Annotated in this window: 18 protein-coding genes; 11 read left to right on the forward strand and 7 right to left on the reverse strand. The window is 68.7% G+C overall.

Annotated features, from left to right (window positions below; translation table 11 throughout):
- Positions 1-13: 13 nt before the first annotated feature.
- The 3 genes from ACTRWB_RS10180 (at position 14) to ACTRWB_RS10190 (ending at position 2850) form a co-directional block, all read left to right on the forward strand.
- A complete protein-coding gene (locus ACTRWB_RS10180; RefSeq protein WP_048245357.1) occupies positions 14-709 on the forward strand; it encodes a heavy metal response regulator transcription factor in 696 nt (231 codons plus the stop codon).
- The gene (locus ACTRWB_RS10185; protein WP_446901802.1) at positions 706-2163 is read left to right on the forward strand and encodes a heavy metal sensor histidine kinase; all 1458 of its coding nucleotides are present in this window, start codon (positions 706-708) and stop codon (positions 2161-2163) included. Before ACTRWB_RS10180 ends, ACTRWB_RS10185 begins: the two co-directional genes overlap by 4 nt.
- A 99-nt stretch (positions 2164-2262) precedes the next feature.
- The gene (locus tag ACTRWB_RS10190; protein ID WP_446901803.1) at positions 2263-2850 is read left to right on the forward strand and encodes a LysE family translocator; all 588 of its coding nucleotides are present in this window, start codon (positions 2263-2265) and stop codon (positions 2848-2850) included.
- 12 nt (positions 2851-2862) lie between these two features.
- Here the strand turns inward: ACTRWB_RS10190 and ACTRWB_RS10195 are convergent, their stop codons facing one another.
- Positions 2863-3708: an AraC family transcriptional regulator gene (locus ACTRWB_RS10195; RefSeq protein ID WP_446901804.1), complete on the reverse strand. Its 846-nt coding sequence runs from the start codon at positions 3706-3708 to the stop codon at positions 2863-2865.
- Positions 3709-3879: 171 nt separating this feature from the next.
- On the opposite strand from ACTRWB_RS10195, the gene ACTRWB_RS10200 reads away from it, so the two are divergent.
- Complete coding sequence (locus ACTRWB_RS10200) at positions 3880-4674, forward strand: SDR family NAD(P)-dependent oxidoreductase (RefSeq protein WP_446901805.1); 795 nt, start codon at positions 3880-3882, stop codon at positions 4672-4674.
- A gap of 32 nt (positions 4675-4706) precedes the next feature.
- Here ACTRWB_RS10200 and ACTRWB_RS10205 read toward each other — a convergent pair whose 3' ends face one another.
- The 6 genes from ACTRWB_RS10205 to ACTRWB_RS10230 all read right to left on the reverse strand — a co-directional run bounded on the left by ACTRWB_RS10205 (position 4707) and on the right by ACTRWB_RS10230 (position 10718).
- On the reverse strand, positions 4707-5075 hold the full coding sequence (locus ACTRWB_RS10205) for a hypothetical protein (RefSeq protein ID WP_446901806.1): 369 nt from the start codon (positions 5073-5075) through the stop codon (positions 4707-4709).
- A 233-nt stretch (positions 5076-5308) separates the two neighbouring features.
- The gene (locus ACTRWB_RS10210) at positions 5309-6379 is read right to left on the reverse strand and encodes an AI-2E family transporter (protein WP_446901807.1); all 1071 of its coding nucleotides are present in this window, start codon (positions 6377-6379) and stop codon (positions 5309-5311) included.
- Between the two features lie 108 nt (positions 6380-6487).
- Positions 6488-7597 (reverse strand): NADH:flavin oxidoreductase/NADH oxidase, encoded by a 1110-nt coding sequence (locus tag ACTRWB_RS10215; protein ID WP_446901808.1) that lies wholly within the window; start codon positions 7595-7597, stop codon positions 6488-6490.
- 149 nt (positions 7598-7746) lie between these two features.
- Positions 7747-8433, reverse strand: a complete 687-nt coding sequence (locus ACTRWB_RS10220; protein ID WP_446901809.1) for a type 1 glutamine amidotransferase domain-containing protein — start codon at positions 8431-8433, stop codon at positions 7747-7749.
- A gap of 477 nt (positions 8434-8910) precedes the next feature.
- On the reverse strand, positions 8911-9660 hold the full coding sequence (locus tag ACTRWB_RS10225; protein ID WP_412024649.1) for an SDR family oxidoreductase: 750 nt from the start codon (positions 9658-9660) through the stop codon (positions 8911-8913).
- Between the two features lie 140 nt (positions 9661-9800).
- Positions 9801-10718, reverse strand: a complete 918-nt coding sequence (locus tag ACTRWB_RS10230) for a LysR family transcriptional regulator (protein ID WP_446901810.1) — start codon at positions 10716-10718, stop codon at positions 9801-9803.
- Positions 10719-10881: 163 nt separating this feature from the next.
- Here ACTRWB_RS10230 and pdxR point away from each other — a divergent pair, with 163 nt between their 5' ends.
- The 7 genes from pdxR (at position 10882) to ACTRWB_RS10265 (ending at position 17319) form a co-directional block, all read left to right on the forward strand.
- Positions 10882-12366, forward strand: coding sequence for a MocR-like pyridoxine biosynthesis transcription factor PdxR (gene pdxR, locus ACTRWB_RS10235; RefSeq protein ID WP_446901811.1), 1485 nt, complete (start codon positions 10882-10884; stop codon positions 12364-12366).
- A gap of 94 nt (positions 12367-12460) precedes the next feature.
- On the forward strand, positions 12461-12898 hold the full coding sequence (locus ACTRWB_RS10240; protein WP_129517277.1) for a carboxymuconolactone decarboxylase family protein: 438 nt from the start codon (positions 12461-12463) through the stop codon (positions 12896-12898).
- Between the two features lie 10 nt (positions 12899-12908).
- Positions 12909-13328, forward strand: coding sequence for a cupin domain-containing protein (locus ACTRWB_RS10245; protein WP_446901812.1), 420 nt, complete (start codon positions 12909-12911; stop codon positions 13326-13328).
- 244 nt (positions 13329-13572) lie between these two features.
- Positions 13573-14250, forward strand: coding sequence for a TetR/AcrR family transcriptional regulator (locus ACTRWB_RS10250; RefSeq protein WP_419689314.1), 678 nt, complete (start codon positions 13573-13575; stop codon positions 14248-14250).
- On the forward strand, positions 14247-15212 hold the full coding sequence (locus tag ACTRWB_RS10255) for an HlyD family secretion protein (protein ID WP_446901813.1): 966 nt from the start codon (positions 14247-14249) through the stop codon (positions 15210-15212). Before ACTRWB_RS10250 ends, ACTRWB_RS10255 begins: the two co-directional genes overlap by 4 nt.
- Positions 15209-16168, forward strand: coding sequence for an ABC transporter ATP-binding protein (locus tag ACTRWB_RS10260; RefSeq protein ID WP_446901814.1), 960 nt, complete (start codon positions 15209-15211; stop codon positions 16166-16168). Before ACTRWB_RS10255 ends, ACTRWB_RS10260 begins: the two co-directional genes overlap by 4 nt.
- A complete protein-coding gene (locus ACTRWB_RS10265; RefSeq protein WP_446901815.1) occupies positions 16165-17319 on the forward strand; it encodes an ABC transporter permease in 1155 nt (384 codons plus the stop codon). Before ACTRWB_RS10260 ends, ACTRWB_RS10265 begins: the two co-directional genes overlap by 4 nt.
- The last annotated feature ends 7 nt before the right edge of the window (positions 17320-17326 follow it).

Below are 17326 nucleotides of genomic sequence, written 5' to 3' on the forward strand. Positions count from 1 at the left end.
GCGGACACACAATATGAAAGTGCTGATCGTCGAAGACGAACCGAAAGTCGTCGAATACCTGAAGAGCGGCCTGACCGAGGAAGGCTGGGTCGTCGATACCGCGCTCGACGGCGAGGACGGCGCGTGGAAAGCCGTCGAATTCGACTACGACGTGGTCGTGCTCGACGTGATGCTGCCGAAGCTCGACGGCTTCGGCGTGCTGCGCGCGTTGCGCGCGCAAAAGCAGACGCCCGTCATCATGCTGACCGCCCGCGACCGTGTCGACGATCGCGTGCGCGGGCTGCGCGGCGGCGCCGACGACTATCTGACCAAGCCTTTCTCGTTCCTCGAGCTGATCGAACGGCTGCGCGCGCTGACGCGCCGTGCCCGCGTGCAGGAATCGACGCTGATCTCGATCGGCGACCTGCGCGTCGACCTGATCGGCCGCCGCGCGACCCGCGACGGCACGCGGCTCGACCTGACCGCGCAGGAATTCCAGCTGCTCGGCGTGCTCGCGCGGCGCAGCGGCGAGGTGCTGTCGAAGACGACGATCGCCGAACTCGTGTGGGACGTGAACTTCGACAGCAACGCGAACGTCGTCGAGACGGCGATCAAGCGCCTTCGCGCGAAACTCGACGGCCCGTTCGCGGAGAAGCTGCTGCACACGATCCGCGGCATGGGCTACGTGCTCGAGGCGCGCGAGGAAGGCGACGCCGAGAGGCAGGCATGAAACGCTCGATCGTCCTGCGGCTCTCCGCGATGTTCGGCATCGTGTCGCTGCTCGTGTTCACGCTGGTCGGCTGCGGGCTGTTCGTGATGATGGAGCGCCAGTTGTTCGCGGAGCTGCGCGCGACGCTCGACACGCGCGCCAAGGTCGCCGAACTGATCGTGTCGCATGCCACCACGGCCGCGCGCGGGCGCCTGCTGCAAGAGAAGCTCAGCGATTTCGAACCGCCCGATGGCTCGACGCACTACCAGATCGTCAGTCCCGATCCCGCCTTCCGCTTCGGCAACCCCGTGAACGGCGTACCCATCGAGCCGCCGAACGGCTCGTTCCAGCGCTACGCGCTGAACGACAGCAGCTACGACGTGATGACGAAAACCGTCACCGTAGCCGGCAGCGGCGAGCGGCCGACACTGCAGCTGGTCGTCGCCAGTTCGTGCGAGCGCACGCAGCGGATGCTGCGCCGCTTCGGCTGGACCCTCGCCGTGCTGATCGCGACGGCCACCGTCATCACGCTGCTGCTGAGCCGCGCGGTCGCGCGCTTCGGGCTCGCGCCGCTCGACCGGCTGTCGCAGGATGCGGCAACCGTGAGCGCCACGAACCGCCGCCAGCGGCTACAGACCGACGCGCTGCCGGCCGAACTGCGCGACCTCGCCGCGGCGTTCAACGGCGCGCTCGACCGCATCCAGCAAACCTACGCGCGGCTCGAGGCATTCAACGCGGACGTCGCGCACGAGCTGCGCACGCCGGTCAGCATCCTGATCGGCCAGACCCAGGTCGCGTTGACGAGCCGCGACCGCTCGGTCGACCGGATGCGCCAAACGCTGCAGTCGAACCTCGAGGAGTTCGAGCGGCTGCGCGTGATCATCAACGACATGCTGTTCCTGTCGCGCAGCGACCGCGGTGAACGCGCGACCGACCTGAAGGACGTGTCGCTCGCCGACGAGGTGCGGCGCATGCTCGACTTCCTCGAAATCCCGCTCGATGAGGCGCAACTGCACGCCGAACTGCACGGCGATGCGCGCGCGGCCGTCGATCCGTCGCTGTTCCGCCGCGCGATGACGAACCTGCTGATCAACGCGATCCAGCATTCGGCGCCCGGCGCGACGCTGAACGTGACGATCACGCGCCGCGACGCGCTCGTCGAAATGGCCGTCGCGAACCCCGGCGAACCGATCGATCCCGCCCAGCGCTCGCACGTGTTCGAGCGCTTCTACCGGCTCGAGGAAGCGCGCGCGAACAGCAAGGAGAACCACGGGCTCGGGCTGTCGATCGTCAAGGCCGTGGCCGAGATGCACGGCGGTGGCGTGTTCGTCGCATGCTCGGGCGGCGTCAATACGTTCGGCTTCTCGGTATCGACCCAACCTTGCGCGGGCGGCCCGCTGCGCCCGGCCGATGCCAACGGCCCCGCCGATACGCACGACGCGCAACCGGCGCATACGCCGCGCGCATTGCACTGACGGCGGCCGCGCGCCGCCGAGGGCAGTTTTCTTCAATACGGACCGGTTCGGCTTCCGTAGTCTCGATGCGACTTTCGACATTTCGCATGGAGACATCCAATGAGCATGCTGGTTTCGATGGCCGCGTTCGCGCTCGCCTCGTCGATCACCCCCGGTCCCGTCAACATCGTCGCGCTCAGCGCGGGCGCGCGCCACGGGCTCGGCGCGAGCCTGCGCTATGCGGCCGGCGCGACGCTCGGTTTCGTCGCGCTGTTCCTGCTGATCGGCCTCGGCCTGCACGCGGCGCTCGCGCGCTGGCCCGTGCTGACGACCGCCACGCAGTGGTCGGGGATCGCGTTCCTGCTGTATATGGCGCTGCGGCTCGCGCTCGATGACGGCCGGCTGTCGGCCGACCCGGACGTGGCCGGCCCGACGGCGGCGGCCGGCGCGGCGATGCAGTGGCTGAACCCGAAGGCGTGGCTCGCGTGCGTGGCCGCGATGGGTGCGTATGCGGCCGATGGCGACCGCACGCAGGTCTGGTTATTCGCCGCGCTGTATCTGGTGATCTGTTTCGCGTCGATCGCGTGCTGGGCGTATGCGGGCGCATCGCTGCGGCACCGGCTTGCGAATGCGCGGCGCATGCGTTTGTTCAACCGGTTGATGGCGCTGCTGCTCGCGGGCAGCGCGCTGTTTCTGCTCGACGTGTAGCCGCGCGCCCGTTCAACTCATCGCGCTGCGGTACTGCCCGGGCGTCGCGGCCGCGATCCGCCGGAACGCGCGCTGGAAATGCGCCTGGTCCGCAAAACCCGCGTCGAGCGCGACGTCGGCGATCGGCCGGCCGCGGCGCAGCTCGGTGCGGCCGTACTGCACGCGACGATCGATCAGGAATGCATGCGGCGTCATGCCGTAGCGCGCGTTGAATGCGCGGATCAGATACGACGGCGAAAGGTCGGCCGCCGCGCAGATCGCATCGAGCGTGACGCCCTCGCGGCAATTCGCGGCGATGTAGTCGGCCGCGCGCGCGAGCTTTGCGTTGTCGTCCCCGGGCCGCGGGTCGGACAGCTCGCGATCGAGCGCGCCGTGCAGCGCGGTGAAGAATTCGACCGCCGCGCTCTCCTTGCCGAGCGGATCGATCGCGGACGACACGAGCGTGCGATAGAAGCCGCCAAATTGCGTGAACAGGTCGCGCCGTTCCGTCAACTTCGGCGAAAACCCGTGGAAATCGCCATTCGGATCCCGGCCCAGCGAATGCTGCAGCCGCGCGAGCCATGGCACGTCGACGTAGACCATCCGGTACGCCCACGCGTCGGGACCGTACGGATTGCACGCGTGCACCTGTTCCGGATCGATGATCACGAGCACGCCGCGCCCGACGTGTTCGTTCGTCGCGCCGTTCACGTAGGTGCTCGTGCCGCCGACGATCGCGCCCACCGAAAACGTGTCGTGCGTGTGCTTCGCGTAGCAGATCGAACGCCCGTCATCGACGGTGCGCGCCTCGATGAACGGCAGCGCGGCATCGCGCCAGAACGGCGACGGTACGGCGGATCGGTTGGCGGTACGGCTCACGCGGCGGGCTCCCGGTTCGGACGGCGAACGCTCACCGTACAAGACTGTGCGGGCCGATGCAACCGGCACTTTGCAGCTTCGATACCGGATCGCGCGGTTTGACCTAAGCTTTGAATTCCGCTCGCCGCGGCATGCGCGGCGGTTCCTGTTCACTCCTCTCCCGTCACCCACATGCACATCGATCTGAAAGGCAAGACCGCGGTTGTCACCGCCTCCACCGCCGGCATCGGGCTCGCCATCGCCGAAGGCCTCGCGCACGCAGGCGCACGCGTCGTCGTCAACGGCCGCAGCGACGCGTCGGTGCAGTCCGCGCTCGCGCACCTGCGCACCGCCGTGCCCGGCGCGAGCGTCGACGGCGTCGCCGCCGACCTGTCCGATGCCACTGGCGTCGCGCGCATCACGGAGCACACGCCTGATGCCGACATCCTCGTCAACAACGCGGGTATCTACGGCCTGAAGGCGTTCTTCGACATCGACGACGCCGAATGGGAGCATTACTTCCAGACGAACGTGATGTCGGGCGTGCGCCTCGCGCGGCATTACCTGAAAGGGATGATCGAACGCAACGCCGGGCGCGTCGTGTTCATTTCGTCGGAATCGGGCCTGAACATCCCGGTCGACATGATTCACTACGGCTTCACGAAAACCGCGCAACTGTCGATCGCGCGCGGCCTCGCGAAGCTCGCGGCCGGCACGAACGTGACCGTCAACTCGGTGCTACCGGGGCCGACGATGTCGGACGGCGTGCGGGCGCTGCTGAAGGAAACGGCCGACGAATCCGGCCGCAGCGTCGAAGACGTGGCCGTGGATTTCGTGCGCAACCATCGCGCGAGCTCGATCATCCAGCGGCCCGCGACGCCCGAGGAGGTCGCGAACCTGGTGGTGTACGTGTGCTCGCCGCAGGCTTCGGCGACAACCGGCGCGGCGCTGCGCGTTGACGGCGGCGTGGTCGACACGATCGCGTGACCGCGTGATGCGGCCGGCGGCGGCCGTACTGACTAACTGCCGTTGCCCGACTGCAGCTTGCCGTTGCGGTCGGCGTCCATGCAGGTATCGAAGCCGTGTTGCGTGACGACGCCGGCCCGGTCGAACACGACGAAATAAGTCCGGTGATCGTTGCCGTGTTCGATGAAGTAGTTGTAGCAGACGCCGCTGCCGTTGCGGACCATCCAGACGCTGCGCGGGTTGCCGCCGGCGCGGACGATGTCGGCGCGGGTCGCGCCATGCCGCGACGCGGCCCTTGCCAGCGGCGTGCGCGAATACGAAAACGGCAGCCACGAGTCGAACCACGCGCAGCCATGCAACATCAGGCAGCTGGCGGCCAGGGACAGCGTCGCTGCGGGACGGGACATCGTAATCAATCGCATGCTTGGGGAAATCTGCTGCGCCGTGCCGGCGCGATCGAAAACCTCATGCTACTCGACCTTTGGGTCCGGATCGAAAAGAAATGTAGAGATCCGCATCCGAATCGCTGGTTTCCACGCACGTTGCATGCCCCGGCGCAAGCCCGAGCGTTGCCGACCGTTGCGGCCGGCGGATGCTTGCCCGCGCATCCATGCCGCTGCGCCGATGCGTCAAACCGGCGCAACGGCGTGCATCGTCACGCGATCCATTCGACCCACAGCACCGTCAGCACCGTCATCAGTGCGGGGCCGACGAACAGCCCGATCAGGCCGAACGTCTCGGCGCCGCCGAGGATGCCGAACAGCACGAGCAGGAACGGCAGCCGCGCCGAGTTGCCGATCAGCACCGGCCGCACGAAATGCTCGGCGACGAACACGACGACGAAACCGAGCACGGCCACCACGACGGCCCACACGGTCGCGCCCTGCACGAACAGCCAGAGCGCCGCGCCACAGAACACGATCGGCGCGCAGAACGGCAGCATTGCGGCGACCGCCGTCACGAGGCCGAGCAGCGCCGCATGCGGGACGCCCGCAAGCGCATAGGCGATGCCGAGCAGCGCGCCCTCGCCGAGCCCGACGACGACGAGCCCCGTCACCGTACCGAACACGGCCGCGACCATCCGCTCGATCAGTTCCGCGCCGTTGCGCCCGAATACGCGCCGCGCGCCCTGCAGCAATGCGCCCGACAACTTGTGGCCCGCGCGCAGGATCACGAACAGCGTGACGAGCATGAAGCCGAATTCGAGCAGCGCATGCGCGAGCTTCGTGCCGAATTGCCGGCCGTACGCGAGGAATTTCTCGCTGTTGACGCCGTGCATCGCGCTGGACGCATGCAGCGGATGGCCGAGATTGGCCTGCCACCATTCGGTGATCTGCGCGGCGCCGTAAGGCAGCCGACCGACCACTTCCGGCAGCGGAATGCCGTTGTCCTGAATCGAGTGCAGCCACTCGCGCAGGTCGTGCGCCTGCGCAACCGCCTCGGTCGCCGCGATGGCGACCGGCAGCACGACGAGCAGCGAGATCGCCGCCGTGATGACGAGCGCGATGACCGTCGGCCGGTCGCGGAACAGCCGGTGCGACTCGAAGCGCTTCAGCAGCGGCCACATCGCGATGGCGCTCACGCAGGCCCACGCGATGGCGGGAATGAAGTCGCGGATCACCCACAGCGCGAGCACCAGCAGCGCCGCATACAGCACGGCGCGGGCGATCTGCTGCCCGCGCGGTCGCGCGGCGGGATCGTGAGACGACGGGACATGGACGCCCATGGCACCTCTGTCGAAATGGAAAAAATGGCGGTTCGCGCAAGCCACCGGCCTGCGCGAACCGCCATTCTATCCATCGGCGCCGGATCGGCGGCGCGTTATCTCACCCGCTCAGGCCACCTTGTCGGCGATCCGGTAACGTTCGAGCCAGTGTGCGTACGGCGCGGGCAGCGTCCACGACGGGCGCTCGACGCCGAGCTGCTTCGCCGCGTAGTACGGCCAGTGCGGATCGGCGAGATGCGCGCGGCCGACCATCACGAGATCGAGTTGCTGTTCGGCGACGACGCGGTTCGCCAGTTGCGGCGTGTCGATCCCCCACGCGGACGACACCGGCAGCCCGGCCTCGCGGCGCACGCGCTCGGCGATCGGCGCGAGGAACGCCGGGCCCCACGGAATCCGTGCGTCGGGCGTCGAGAAGCCGACCGACACGCTAAGCATGTCGAGCCCTGCCTGCTTCATCCGCTGCGTGAGCGCGATCGATTCGGTGAGCGTCTCGTCGTCGCGGCCGTCGTATTCGATCACGCCCAGGCGCGCGGTCAGCGGCAGATGTTCGGGCCATACCTTGCGGACCGCCGCGAGCGTGTCGACGAGGAAGCGGCCGCGATTCTCGGCCGAACCGCCGTATTCGTCGTCGCGCTGGTTCGAATGCACCGAGAAGAAGCTCTGGCCGAGATAGCCGTGCGCGAAGTGCAGTTCGAGCCATTCGAAGCCCAGGTCACGCGCGCGCTTCGCCGATGCGACGAAGTCGGCCTGCACGCGGGCGATGTCGTCGTGCGTCATTTCACGCGGCACCTTCGGCAGATGCGCGCCGAACGGCACGGCCGACGGCGCGATGGTCTGCCAGCCGCGCGGATCGCCTTCGGCGATATGGTCGTCGCCTTCCCACGGACGGTTCGCGCTCGCCTTGCGGCCCGCGTGCGCGATCTGGATGCCGGGCACCGAGCCGGCCGCCTTGATCGCCGCGACCGATGGCGCGAACGCTTCGGCCTGCGCATCGTTCCACAGTCCCGCGCAGCCCGGCGTGATGCGCCCTTCCGGCGACACGGCCGTCGCCTCCGCGATCACGAGGCCCGCGCCGCCGCGCGCGATGCTCGCCAGATGCACGTGATGCCAGTCGTTGACGACGCCGTCTTCGGCGACGTACTGGCACATCGGCGGCACCGCGATGCGGTTGCGCAGCGTGACATCCTTGAGTTTGAACGGTTCGAACAGGGCAGACATCCACGACTCCTTTGCTTGGTTCTGCAAAACGACTGGGAACGCGCCGTGCGGCGTGCACGGCGGAACGATTCGGGCCGTCGGCGGGCAGATCGCGCCCGGCGACGGATACGGAACGGCGCCGGCCCGGCCGGCGCCATGTGCTTGCGTGCTTACTGGCGGCCGAGCTTCGCGAGCAGTGCCTCGGCGGCAGGTTCCGACGACGCGGGGTTCTGCCCGGTGATCAGCAGCCCGTCGGTGACGACATGCGGCGCCCAGTCGGCGCTGCGCTCGAATTCCGCGCCGTTGGTCTTCAGCATGTCCTCGACGAGGAACGGCACCACTTCCGTCAATTCGACGGCCGCTTCCTCGCTGTTGGTAAAGCCCGTCGCACGCTTGCCGCGCACGACCGATTCGCCGGTCTTCGGGTTCTTCACGTGGCGCAGCACGCCCGGTGCGTGGCAGACGGCCGCGACCGGCTTGCCGGCCGCGAGCGCATGCTCGATCAGGCGGATCGAATGCAGATCCTCCGCGAGATCCCACAACGGGCCGTGGCCGCCCGGGTAGAACACGGCGTCGTAGTCGTCCACCGACACGTCGGCCAGCTTGTGCGTCGAAGCGAGTTCGGCCTTGGCCGCCGCATCGGCTTCGAAACGGCGCGTCGCGTCGGTCTGCGACGCCGGATCGCTGCTTTTCGGGTCGAGCGGCGGCTGGCCGCCCTTCGGCGACGCGAGCGTCAGCTCGACGCCCGCATCCTTGAACGTGTAGTACGACGCGGCCAGTTCCTCGAGCCAGAAGCCGGTCTTCTTGCCGGTGTCGCCGAGCGTGTCGTGCGAGGTCAGGACAACCAGAATCTTCATGATCGGATACTCCTTCGAAAGTGGACGGGAACGGGGCCGTCGGCGCGGCCGCCTGGATCGAGCAGACGGCGTGCCGATCACGCAGGCACCTGACGGTTAGTCAGCTGTCGCGCGCCGACGTGCGGCGGACGTCGCCGAAAATCCGTTTCCGCCTATTAGACCAGTCGTCTATAAATCGGCTTAAAAAAAAGCATGACGGCCAAGCGATACCGATGGACTCAAGGGCAACGCCTTCAGCATTCCAGCCGCATGTGGCAATTTCGCGTCCGCGATGTGAGTGCCGTCGCATTCATGAAGCCGGATCATATCGCCGAATTAGACCGGTCGTCTAGTAGACACCCACTCGACCCTGCCGCCCGCATGGGTTTCACAGCACGACCGGGCGAGCGGCCCAATCGCCACCCGCCCGGCCCGCACCTGGCCCCAATCGCTCCGGCTACCGGCCGGTCACGTCGTCGCCCCGCTAACCTTCGGCGCTCAGAGCAACCCCATCCCGCCCGACGCGATGATTTCCGCGCCGACGATGAACGCGGACTCCGGCGCACTGAGGTGCAGCACCGTCGACGCGATTTCATCCGGCGTGCCGAACCGGCCGATCGGGACAAGGCCCTTGATCTTGTCGGCCGTCGCATCGAGCGTCGCCGCATCGAGCCCGAGCTTGCCGTACAGCGGCGTCTGCACCGGCCCCGGGCTCACGACGTTCACGCGCACGCCGTGCGGCAGCAATTCCGTCGACAGCGTCTTCGCGAACGAATTGACGGCCGCCTTGCTCGCCGCGTAGACCGACGAGCCGGGCATCCCGATATGCGCGTTGATCGAGCCGTTGATCACGATCGACGCGCCGCGGTTCAGCAGCGGCACCAGCGACTGGATCTGGAAATACGCGCCCTTCACGTTGGTGTTGAACACGAGGTCCCACATGGCCTCGTCGCTGTCGGCGAACGGCGCGAGTTTCGCGACGCCCGCGTTGATGAACACGGCGTCGAGCCGCACGCCGGCCGTCGCGATCGCGTCCGCCAGCGCGCGGGCCGACGCGACGCTGCCGGCCTCGTTGCGGATCGCGAGCGCGCCTTCGCCGAGCGTCTGCCGTGCGGTCTCGAGCGTCTGCGCGTCGCGCCCGGTGATGATGACCCGCGCGCCTTCGGCCGCGAATGCGCGGGCGGCCGCCAGGCCGATACCGCTGTTGCCGCCCGTGACGAGGACCGTTTTTCCTTCGAAGCGTTGCATGATGTTCTCCTGTGAACCGGTGAGTTGACCGTGAACACAGGATGCGCGCGGCACCCTGCGTTGCCGTACGACGCGCGCGGCGAACATGTTCGAAATCGTCGAACGTGTTCGAGCGGGTGCCGCGCCCGCCTTGCTCCGTCTCAGCCGGCCACGTCGATCCCGTCGAGCAGGCGCTGCGCGAGTCTCGGCTCGCGCAATTGCTCCAGCCACCATTGCAGCGCGCGGCCGTCGCGGTCGCCGCGCCACGCGACATACAGCAGGTTCGGTTCGCGCGGATCGGCCGTCCGTTTCTCGACGAGTTCGCCGCGCGCGAGCAGCGAGGCCACGCGCCGGCGCGGCACCCAGCCGACGCCGAGCCCGTCGCGCTGCGCGAGGATCTTCGCGCGCATCGACGGCACCGCGAGCAGGGCCTGCCCGCCGAGCAGGCCGTAAGCGCGGCCGGCCGCGCCCCGCGACGAATCGGCGACGACGACCGCGCGATGCGCGCCGATCGCGTCCCGCGTCAGCACGTCGTCCGCGGAGGCCAGCGGATGGCGCGGCGACACCGCGAACACCCACTCCATCCCGCCCAGTTCGAACCACTTGAAGCCCTGAATCGCCGGCGGCTCGTTGGTCGCACCGACCACCAGGTCCGCGCGACCGTCGCGCAGCGCTTCCCAGGTGCCGCCGAGCACTTCGTGCGTGAAGCGCAGCGACACGCCCGAGTCGAGCGCGTCGAACGCGCGGACCACCGGCAACAGCGTGTCGAACTCCAGCACTTCGTCGCTGACGATCGACAGCCGGTCCTCCCAGCCGCTCGCGACCTGCCGCACGCGCTGCGTCAGCCGCGCGACGTCCAGCGCCAGCCGCGACGCCTCGTCGGCCAGCAATTGCCCGGCCGGCGTGAGCTGCAGCCGGTAGCCGCGCCGGTCGAACAGCAGCGCATCGAAACGCGTTTCGAGTTGGCGCGCCGCGTGCGACACCGTCGACGGCGCCTTGCCGAGCCGCGCGGCGGCGCGCGACAGGCTGCCGGTGGCGAGGATCGCGTCGAGCAGCGCAAGTTCGTCTTCGGACAGCATGGGGACGCTCCGGTTTGGGGTTGTCGTGGATCGTAAGGCAGCGGCGGGCCGCGGTCCAATCGGGCGACGGGGCTGCGGCGTCGGTCGATGCCGGTGACGGTAGCATGCCGACTTCCGGTATGCTGATCGAAGCAAAATCACCCCAATCGAGGTAACCACTGCGATGGACATCGCGATCCGCATCGAAGGCCGTCACGACCTGTCCGGGCAAATCTTCCGGCAACTGCGCACCGCGATCGTCGACGGGCGTCTCGAAGGCGGCGCGCGGCTGCCGTCGACGCGCGATCTCGCGAAACAGCTCGGCGTATCGCGCAAGACGACGCTCGATGCGTTCGAGCGCCTCGTCGCCGAGGGTTACCTGAATACACGTGCCGGCGACGGCACGTTCGTCGCCGACGGCCTCGCGCGCGTGCCGCATGCCGCCGCGATGTCGGCGCCGTCGCTCGTCGAGGACACCCCGCGCATCGACGCGGTCGACGCACGCGCGCTATGGAACGAGCTGCCCGACGCACTCGCGATGCCCGCGCCGCAGGATTCGCCCGGCTTCGACTTCCGCGGCGGCGTGACCGACAAGACGCTGTTTCCGTTCGACGCGTGGCGGCGCTGCCTGCACCACGCGCTGCGCCAGCAGGCGCGCGGCCCCGGCCAGTACCACGACCCGGCCGGCGACCCGCAGCTGCGCGGCGCGATCGCGCGCTACGTCGCGTTCAGCCGCGCGGTGGCGTGCAGCTGGGACGACGTGCTCGTCACGCACGGCGCGCAACAGGCGCTCGACCTGCTCGCGCGCGTCGTCGTGCGGCCCGGCGACGTCGTCGCGGTCGAGGATCCCGGCTATCCGCCCGCGCGCGCCGCATTCGCGTCACTCGGCGCGACGGTGATCGGCGTGCCGGTCGACGCGCACGGCCTCGTCACGGAACGGCTGCCCGACGATGCGCGCCTCGTCTACGTGACGCCGTCGCATCAGTTCCCGCTCGGGATGCCGATGACGCTGGAGCGGCGCATCGCGCTGCTCGAATGGGCGCAGCGCCGCCGCGCGCTGATCATCGAGGACGACTACGACGGCGAATTCCGCTTCGAAGGCCGGCCGGTGGAATCGCTGAAGAGCCTCGACCGCACGGGCCTCGTCGCGTACGTCGGCACGTTCTCGAAGACGATCTTTCCCGACCTGCGGATCGGTTATGCGATTCCGCCGCGCGCGCTGCGCGGCGCGCTGGCCAAGGCAAAACAGATCGTCGACTGGCACACCTGCGCGCTGACGCAGGCGGCGCTCGCGCGCTTCATGCTCGAAGGCGATTTCGCGCGGCACCTGAAGCGCGTGCAGAAGCACTACGACGCGCGCCGCAAGATGCTGATCGCGCATCTGCGCGGCGCGCTCGCGCCGTGGTTCGACCCGATCGTGCCGACCGCCGGCATCCACCTCGCCGCGCACCTGAAGCCGGGAATCGACGAAGCGGCGCTGGTTCGCGCGGCGCGCGCGCAGAACATCGGCCTGTACGGAATTTCGGGGTTCCATGTCGGCGTGCCGGTCCGTGCGGGGCTGCTGTTCGGCTATGGCGGGATCGACGCGCTGCGCATCGACACGGCGCTCGCGAAGCTGGCCGGATTGCTGGGTTCGGGCAATCTCGGCGACTCGGCACTGGTTACCTGAATTTCCATGAAATTGGTCATTCAAGCAGGCCAATACACGTCTTAAAGTGGGTCCTGTCGCGCCACCCGGCGCACCAACCGAACAAGGACCTGCCATGCAACAGCGCCTGAACTTCTATACCGCCAGCCCGAATGCGATGAAGGTGATGCGCAACGCCGAGGAATTCCTCGCGAAGAGCTCGATCGAGAAGCCGCTCGCCGAACTCGTCCGCCTGCGCGCGTCGCAGATCAACGGCTGCGCGTTCTGCGTCGACATGCACACGACCGACGCGCGCAAGGGCGGCGAAACCGACCGCCGTCTCGCAACCGTCGTCGCGTGGCGCGAAACGCCGTTCTTCACCGAGCGCGAACGTGCCGCGCTGGAGTGGACCGAGGCGCTGACGCTGGTCGCCAGCAATCACGTGCCCGACGCCGTCTGGGAAGCCGTGAAGCCGCATTTCAGCGACGAGGAGCTGTTCGACCTGTCGATGCTGATCGCGACGATCAACTCGTGGAACCGCTTCGCGATCGCGTTCCGCAAGATGCCCGAGTAAGGAGACGACGATGATCCGCTCCATGCTCCATCGAGCCGCCCTGTGTGCGGGGCTCGTGCTGACCGCCGCGCTGCCGGCCGCCGCCCATGCGCACGACGCCGGCGACAACGTGCACGCGATCATGCGGCAGACCGTGCCCGAAGCGCCTGGCAAGTTCGCCGTCGTCGCGACCGTCGACTATGCGCCCGGCCAGGCATCCGAAGCACACAAGCACCTCGGCTCGGTGTTCGCGGTCGTGTCGAAAGGCGAAGTGCTGTCGCAGGTGAACGGCGGCCCGCTGCGCCGCTACCGCGCCGGCGAAGGCTGGTACGAAGCACCTGGCTCGCGCCACCAGGTATCGCGCAACGCGAGCGCGACCGAACCCGCGCAGCTCGTCGTGTTCGGGCTGACCGGCGAACACGAGCCGCTGAAATCGCCGATCGATCAGTAACCCCGCTCCGGGGCGCGTGCCATGTCCGGCCCGCGCCCCGCTTCGCGACCGGCTTCCCCGCCGGTTTCGCCGATTCCCTCTGTTTCTCGTTAATCACTCCCTACACGCCCCCCTCTGCACCCTGCCCGCCGCCCCATCGCGTCCCCGCTTGTCTGCGCCGCCATTCGACGCTCGCCTGATCCCGATCAAGGACGGCGAAAACCCTTCCTTGAAATTAACTAACTCATCAATTAGCGTCGATTTCATGAACGCGAAATCCACCGTCGCCAAGCCGCGCGGGCGCCGCCCGTCGGTAAGCGATTTCGACCTGCGCGACCACATGCTCGACGTCGCAACGCAGTTGTTCGCCGAGCGCGGCATCGCCGCGACGACGGTCGCGCAGATCGCTTCCGCCGCCGGCGTCACGTCGGCGATGGTCCACTACTACTTCACGAACCGCGAACAGCTGCTCGACGCGATCGTCGAGGAACGGATCGCGCAGGCCATCGCGTTCGTGTGGCGGCCGACCGAGCCGCAGATCGACAACGATCCGTTCGCGCTCGTCGCCGAACTCGTCGACCGCTTCTTCGACGTCACGCACCGCATGCCGTGGCTGCCGTCGATCTGGCTGCGCGAGATCATCCACGAAGGCGGGCTGCTGCGTGAGCGGATGGTCCGGCGCATTCCGCTCGAGCATGTCGGGCGTTTCGCCGAACGCATCCGCGGCGCGCAGCAGGCCGGCACGCTGAACCCCGCGCTCGAACCCGCGTTCCTGTTCCATTCGATCATCGCGCTCGTGATGCTGCCGCTCGCGACCGCGAAGCTGTGGCAAAGCGCGCGCGGCCTGCCGCCGATCGACCGCGACGTGCTGCACCGGCACGTCCGCGCGCTGCTCGGTTCCGGCCTGCAGCCGCCGGCCGCCGCGCCGCGGAGTCGGTCATGAACGCCACCCGCGCGTTGCCGCTCGTACTGGCCGCCGCCGTCGCGCTGCTCGCCGGTTGCGGACGGTCGACGGACCACGCCACGACCTACCAGGGTTATGTCGAAGGCGAATTCGTGTACCTGTCGTCGTCGCAATCGGGCACGCTGACGCAGTTATCGGTCGAACGCGGCCAGGCCGTCGCCGCCGGCACGCCGGCGTTCTCGCTCGAAGCCGCCAGCGAAACGGACGCGCTGCTGCAGGCGCAACATCAGCTCGCGGCGGCACGCGCGCAGCTTGCCGACCTGCAGACCGGCAAGCGCCCGCCGGAAGTCGCGGTCACGCAGGCGCAGCTCGCCCAGGCCACCGCGCAGGCCGCGCGGGCCGCCGCGCAGCTCGCGCGCGACGAACGCCAGTACGCGGCCGGCGGCCTGTCGAAGCAGCAACTCGACGATTCGCGCACGTCCGCGCAGACCACCGCCGCGCAGGCGCGCGAGCTGCACAACCAGGTCGACGTCGCGCGCCTGCCGGGCCGCGCGCAGCAGCTCGCCGCGCAAGCCGCACAGGTCGACGCCGCGCAGGCGGCGGTGGCCGCCGCGCAATGGAAGCTCGACCAGAAGCGCGTCGCCGCACCCGCCGCCGGGCGCGTGTACGACACGCTGTACCGCGTCGGCGAATGGGTGCAGGCGGGCAATCCGGTCGTGCAGATGCTGCCGCCGCAAAACCTGAAGGTGCGCTTCTTCGTGCCGGAAGCCGCCATCGCATCGCTCGCGCCGGGGCGCACGGTCGAGATCCGCTGCGACGGCTGCGCGGCCGACGTGCCCGCGCGCATCACCTACGTGTCGAGCGAGGCCGAATACACGCCGCCCGTGATCTACAGCAACGAGAGCCGGACCAAGCTCGTGTTCATGATCGAGGCGCGCCCGGCCGTTGCCGACGCGCCGAAGCTGCATCCGGGCCAGCCCGTCGCCGTGAGGATGCAATGAACGCGCCGGCCGCTCCGTACGCAATCGACGTCGATCGCCTGAACAAGCGTTTCGGCGACAAGCACGTCGTGAAGGACGTGTCGCTGCGCGTCGCGCGCGGCGAGATCTTCGGCTTTCTCGGGCCGAACGGCAGCGGCAAGACGACGTCGATCCGGATGATGTGCGGCCTGCTCACGCCCGACTCGGGCAGCGGCACCTGCCTCGGCTACGACATCGTGCGCGACAGCGCGCAGATCAAGCGGCGCGTCGGCTACATGACGCAGCGCTTCTCGTACTGGGAAGACCTGTCGATCCGCGAGAACCTCGATTTCGTCGCACGCGTGTACGGGATGCCCGACCGCAAGGCGGCCGTCGCGCGCGCGCTCGACGGGCTCGGCCTCGCGAGCCGTGCGGACCAGCTCACGGGCGCGCTGTCGGGCGGCTGGAAGCAGCGCCTCGCGCTAGCCGCCTGCATGCTGCACGAGCCGGAACTGCTGCTGCTCGACGAGCCGACCGCCGGCGTCGACCCGGCCGCGCGCCGCGACTTCTGGGAGGAACTGCACCGGCTGGCCGCACAAGGGATTTCGGTGCTCGTCAGCACGCATTACATGGACGAGGCCGAGCGCTGCCACAAACTCGCGTATATCGCGTACGGCGAACTGCTCGCGCAGGGCACGTCGGCGGAGATCGTCGCGTCGCAGGGGCTGTCGACCCGCTCGATCACCGGCGAGCGCCTGACCGAACTGTCCGCGCGGCTGCACGCGATGCCGGGTGTCGACCAGACGGTCGTGTTCGGCTCGGCGCTGCACGTGAGCGGCCGCGACCGCGCGCTGCTCGACGCGACGCTCGCGCAGGTCGCGGCGCGGGCCGACGGGAATGGCGCACTGCAGGTCGCGCCGATCGACACCGGGCTCGAGGATGTCTTCATCTACATGATGGGCCGCGCCTCCGGGCCGCCCGGGGGAGCGTCGTCATGAGCGCGTGGGCGGGCCTGCGCGAATCGTTCTCGGTCGCGCGCTGGTGGAGCATCGTGCTGAAGGAATTCCTGCAGCTTCGCCGCGACCGCGTGACGTTCGCGATGATCGTCGGCGTGCCGATCATCCAGCTCGCGCTGTTCGGCTTCGCGATCAACACCGATCCGAAGCACCTGCCGACCGCGGTGATCGTCGCCGATTCGAGCCCGTTCGCGCGCAGTTTCATCGCCGCGATGCGCAATTCCGCGTACTTCGACATCGTCGAGACGCTGCCCGACGAGGCGGCCGGCCGGCATGCGCTCGCCCGCGGCGACGTGCAGTTCGTGCTGAGCGTGCCGGCCGATTTCTCGCGGCGGCTGCTGCGCGGCGAGCGTCCATCGCTGCTCGTCGAAGCGGACGCGACCGATCCCGTCGCGACCGCGTCGGCGATCGGCGCGCTGCCGGGCCTCGTGCAGCCCGTCGCGGACAAGGACCTGACGGGGCCGCTCGCGCACCTGAACGGCCGCCCGGCCGCGTTCGACGTCGTGCTGCACCGGCTGTACAACCCCGAAGGCATCACGCAGTACAACGTCGTGCCGGGCCTGATGGGCGTGATCCTGACGATGACGATGGTGATGATGACGGGCCTCGCGATCACGCGCGAACGCGAGCGCGGCACGATGGAGAACCTGCTCGCGACGCCCGTGCGGCCGCTCGAGGTGATGACGGGCAAGATCGTCCCGTATGTGTTCATCGGGCTGATCCAGGTGTCGATCATTCTCGCGGCCGCCCGGTTCGTGTTCGACGTACCGTTCGTCGGCGGTGTGTTCGCGATCTACCTGTCCGCGCTGCTGTTCATCGCCGCGAACCTGACGGTCGGCATCACGCTGTCGTCGCTCGCGCAGAACCAGTTGCAGGCGATGCAGCTCGCGGTGTTCTATTTCCTGCCGAACATCCTGCTGTCGGGCTTCATGTTCCCGTTCGCCGGGATGCCGAAGTGGGCGCAGTTCGTCGGCAACCTGCTGCCGCTCACCTACTTCAACCGCCTCGTGCGCGGCATCCTGCTGAAGGGCAACGGCTGGGCCGACCTGTGGCCGTCCGTGTGGCCGGTCGCGCTGTTCACCGTGGTCGTGATGGGCGTCGCGCTGCGCTTTTACCGGCGCACGCTCGATTAGGCGACAC

This window comes from Burkholderia sp. YIM B11467, assembly GCF_052952715.1.

Bases quoted from the DNA above. Each gene is read 5' to 3' on its own strand.
- ACTRWB_RS10180 (WP_048245357.1), top strand. From the start codon at position 14: ATGAAAGTGCTGATCGTCGAAGACGAACCGAAAGTCGTCGAATACCTG.
- ACTRWB_RS10185 (WP_446901802.1), top strand. From the start codon at position 706: ATGAAACGCTCGATCGTCCTGCGGCTCTCCGCGATGTTCGGCATCGTG.
- ACTRWB_RS10190 (WP_446901803.1), top strand. From the start codon at position 2,263: ATGAGCATGCTGGTTTCGATGGCCGCGTTCGCGCTCGCCTCGTCGATC.
- ACTRWB_RS10200 (WP_446901805.1), top strand. From the start codon at position 3,880: ATGCACATCGATCTGAAAGGCAAGACCGCGGTTGTCACCGCCTCCACC.
- ACTRWB_RS10205 (WP_446901806.1), bottom strand. From the start codon at position 5,075: ATGCGATTGATTACGATGTCCCGTCCCGCAGCGACGCTGTCCCTGGCC.
- ACTRWB_RS10210 (WP_446901807.1), bottom strand. From the start codon at position 6,379: ATGGGCGTCCATGTCCCGTCGTCTCACGATCCCGCCGCGCGACCGCGC.
- ACTRWB_RS10215 (WP_446901808.1), bottom strand. From the start codon at position 7,597: ATGTCTGCCCTGTTCGAACCGTTCAAACTCAAGGATGTCACGCTGCGC.
- ACTRWB_RS10220 (WP_446901809.1), bottom strand. From the start codon at position 8,433: ATGAAGATTCTGGTTGTCCTGACCTCGCACGACACGCTCGGCGACACC.
- ACTRWB_RS10225 (WP_412024649.1), bottom strand. From the start codon at position 9,660: ATGCAACGCTTCGAAGGAAAAACGGTCCTCGTCACGGGCGGCAACAGC.
- ACTRWB_RS10230 (WP_446901810.1), bottom strand. From the start codon at position 10,718: ATGCTGTCCGAAGACGAACTTGCGCTGCTCGACGCGATCCTCGCCACC.
- pdxR (WP_446901811.1), top strand. From the start codon at position 10,882: ATGGACATCGCGATCCGCATCGAAGGCCGTCACGACCTGTCCGGGCAA.
- ACTRWB_RS10240 (WP_129517277.1), top strand. From the start codon at position 12,461: ATGCAACAGCGCCTGAACTTCTATACCGCCAGCCCGAATGCGATGAAG.
- ACTRWB_RS10245 (WP_446901812.1), top strand. From the start codon at position 12,909: ATGATCCGCTCCATGCTCCATCGAGCCGCCCTGTGTGCGGGGCTCGTG.
- ACTRWB_RS10250 (WP_419689314.1), top strand. From the start codon at position 13,573: ATGAACGCGAAATCCACCGTCGCCAAGCCGCGCGGGCGCCGCCCGTCG.
- ACTRWB_RS10255 (WP_446901813.1), top strand. From the start codon at position 14,247: ATGAACGCCACCCGCGCGTTGCCGCTCGTACTGGCCGCCGCCGTCGCG.
- ACTRWB_RS10260 (WP_446901814.1), top strand. From the start codon at position 15,209: ATGAACGCGCCGGCCGCTCCGTACGCAATCGACGTCGATCGCCTGAAC.
- ACTRWB_RS10265 (WP_446901815.1), top strand. From the start codon at position 16,165: ATGAGCGCGTGGGCGGGCCTGCGCGAATCGTTCTCGGTCGCGCGCTGG.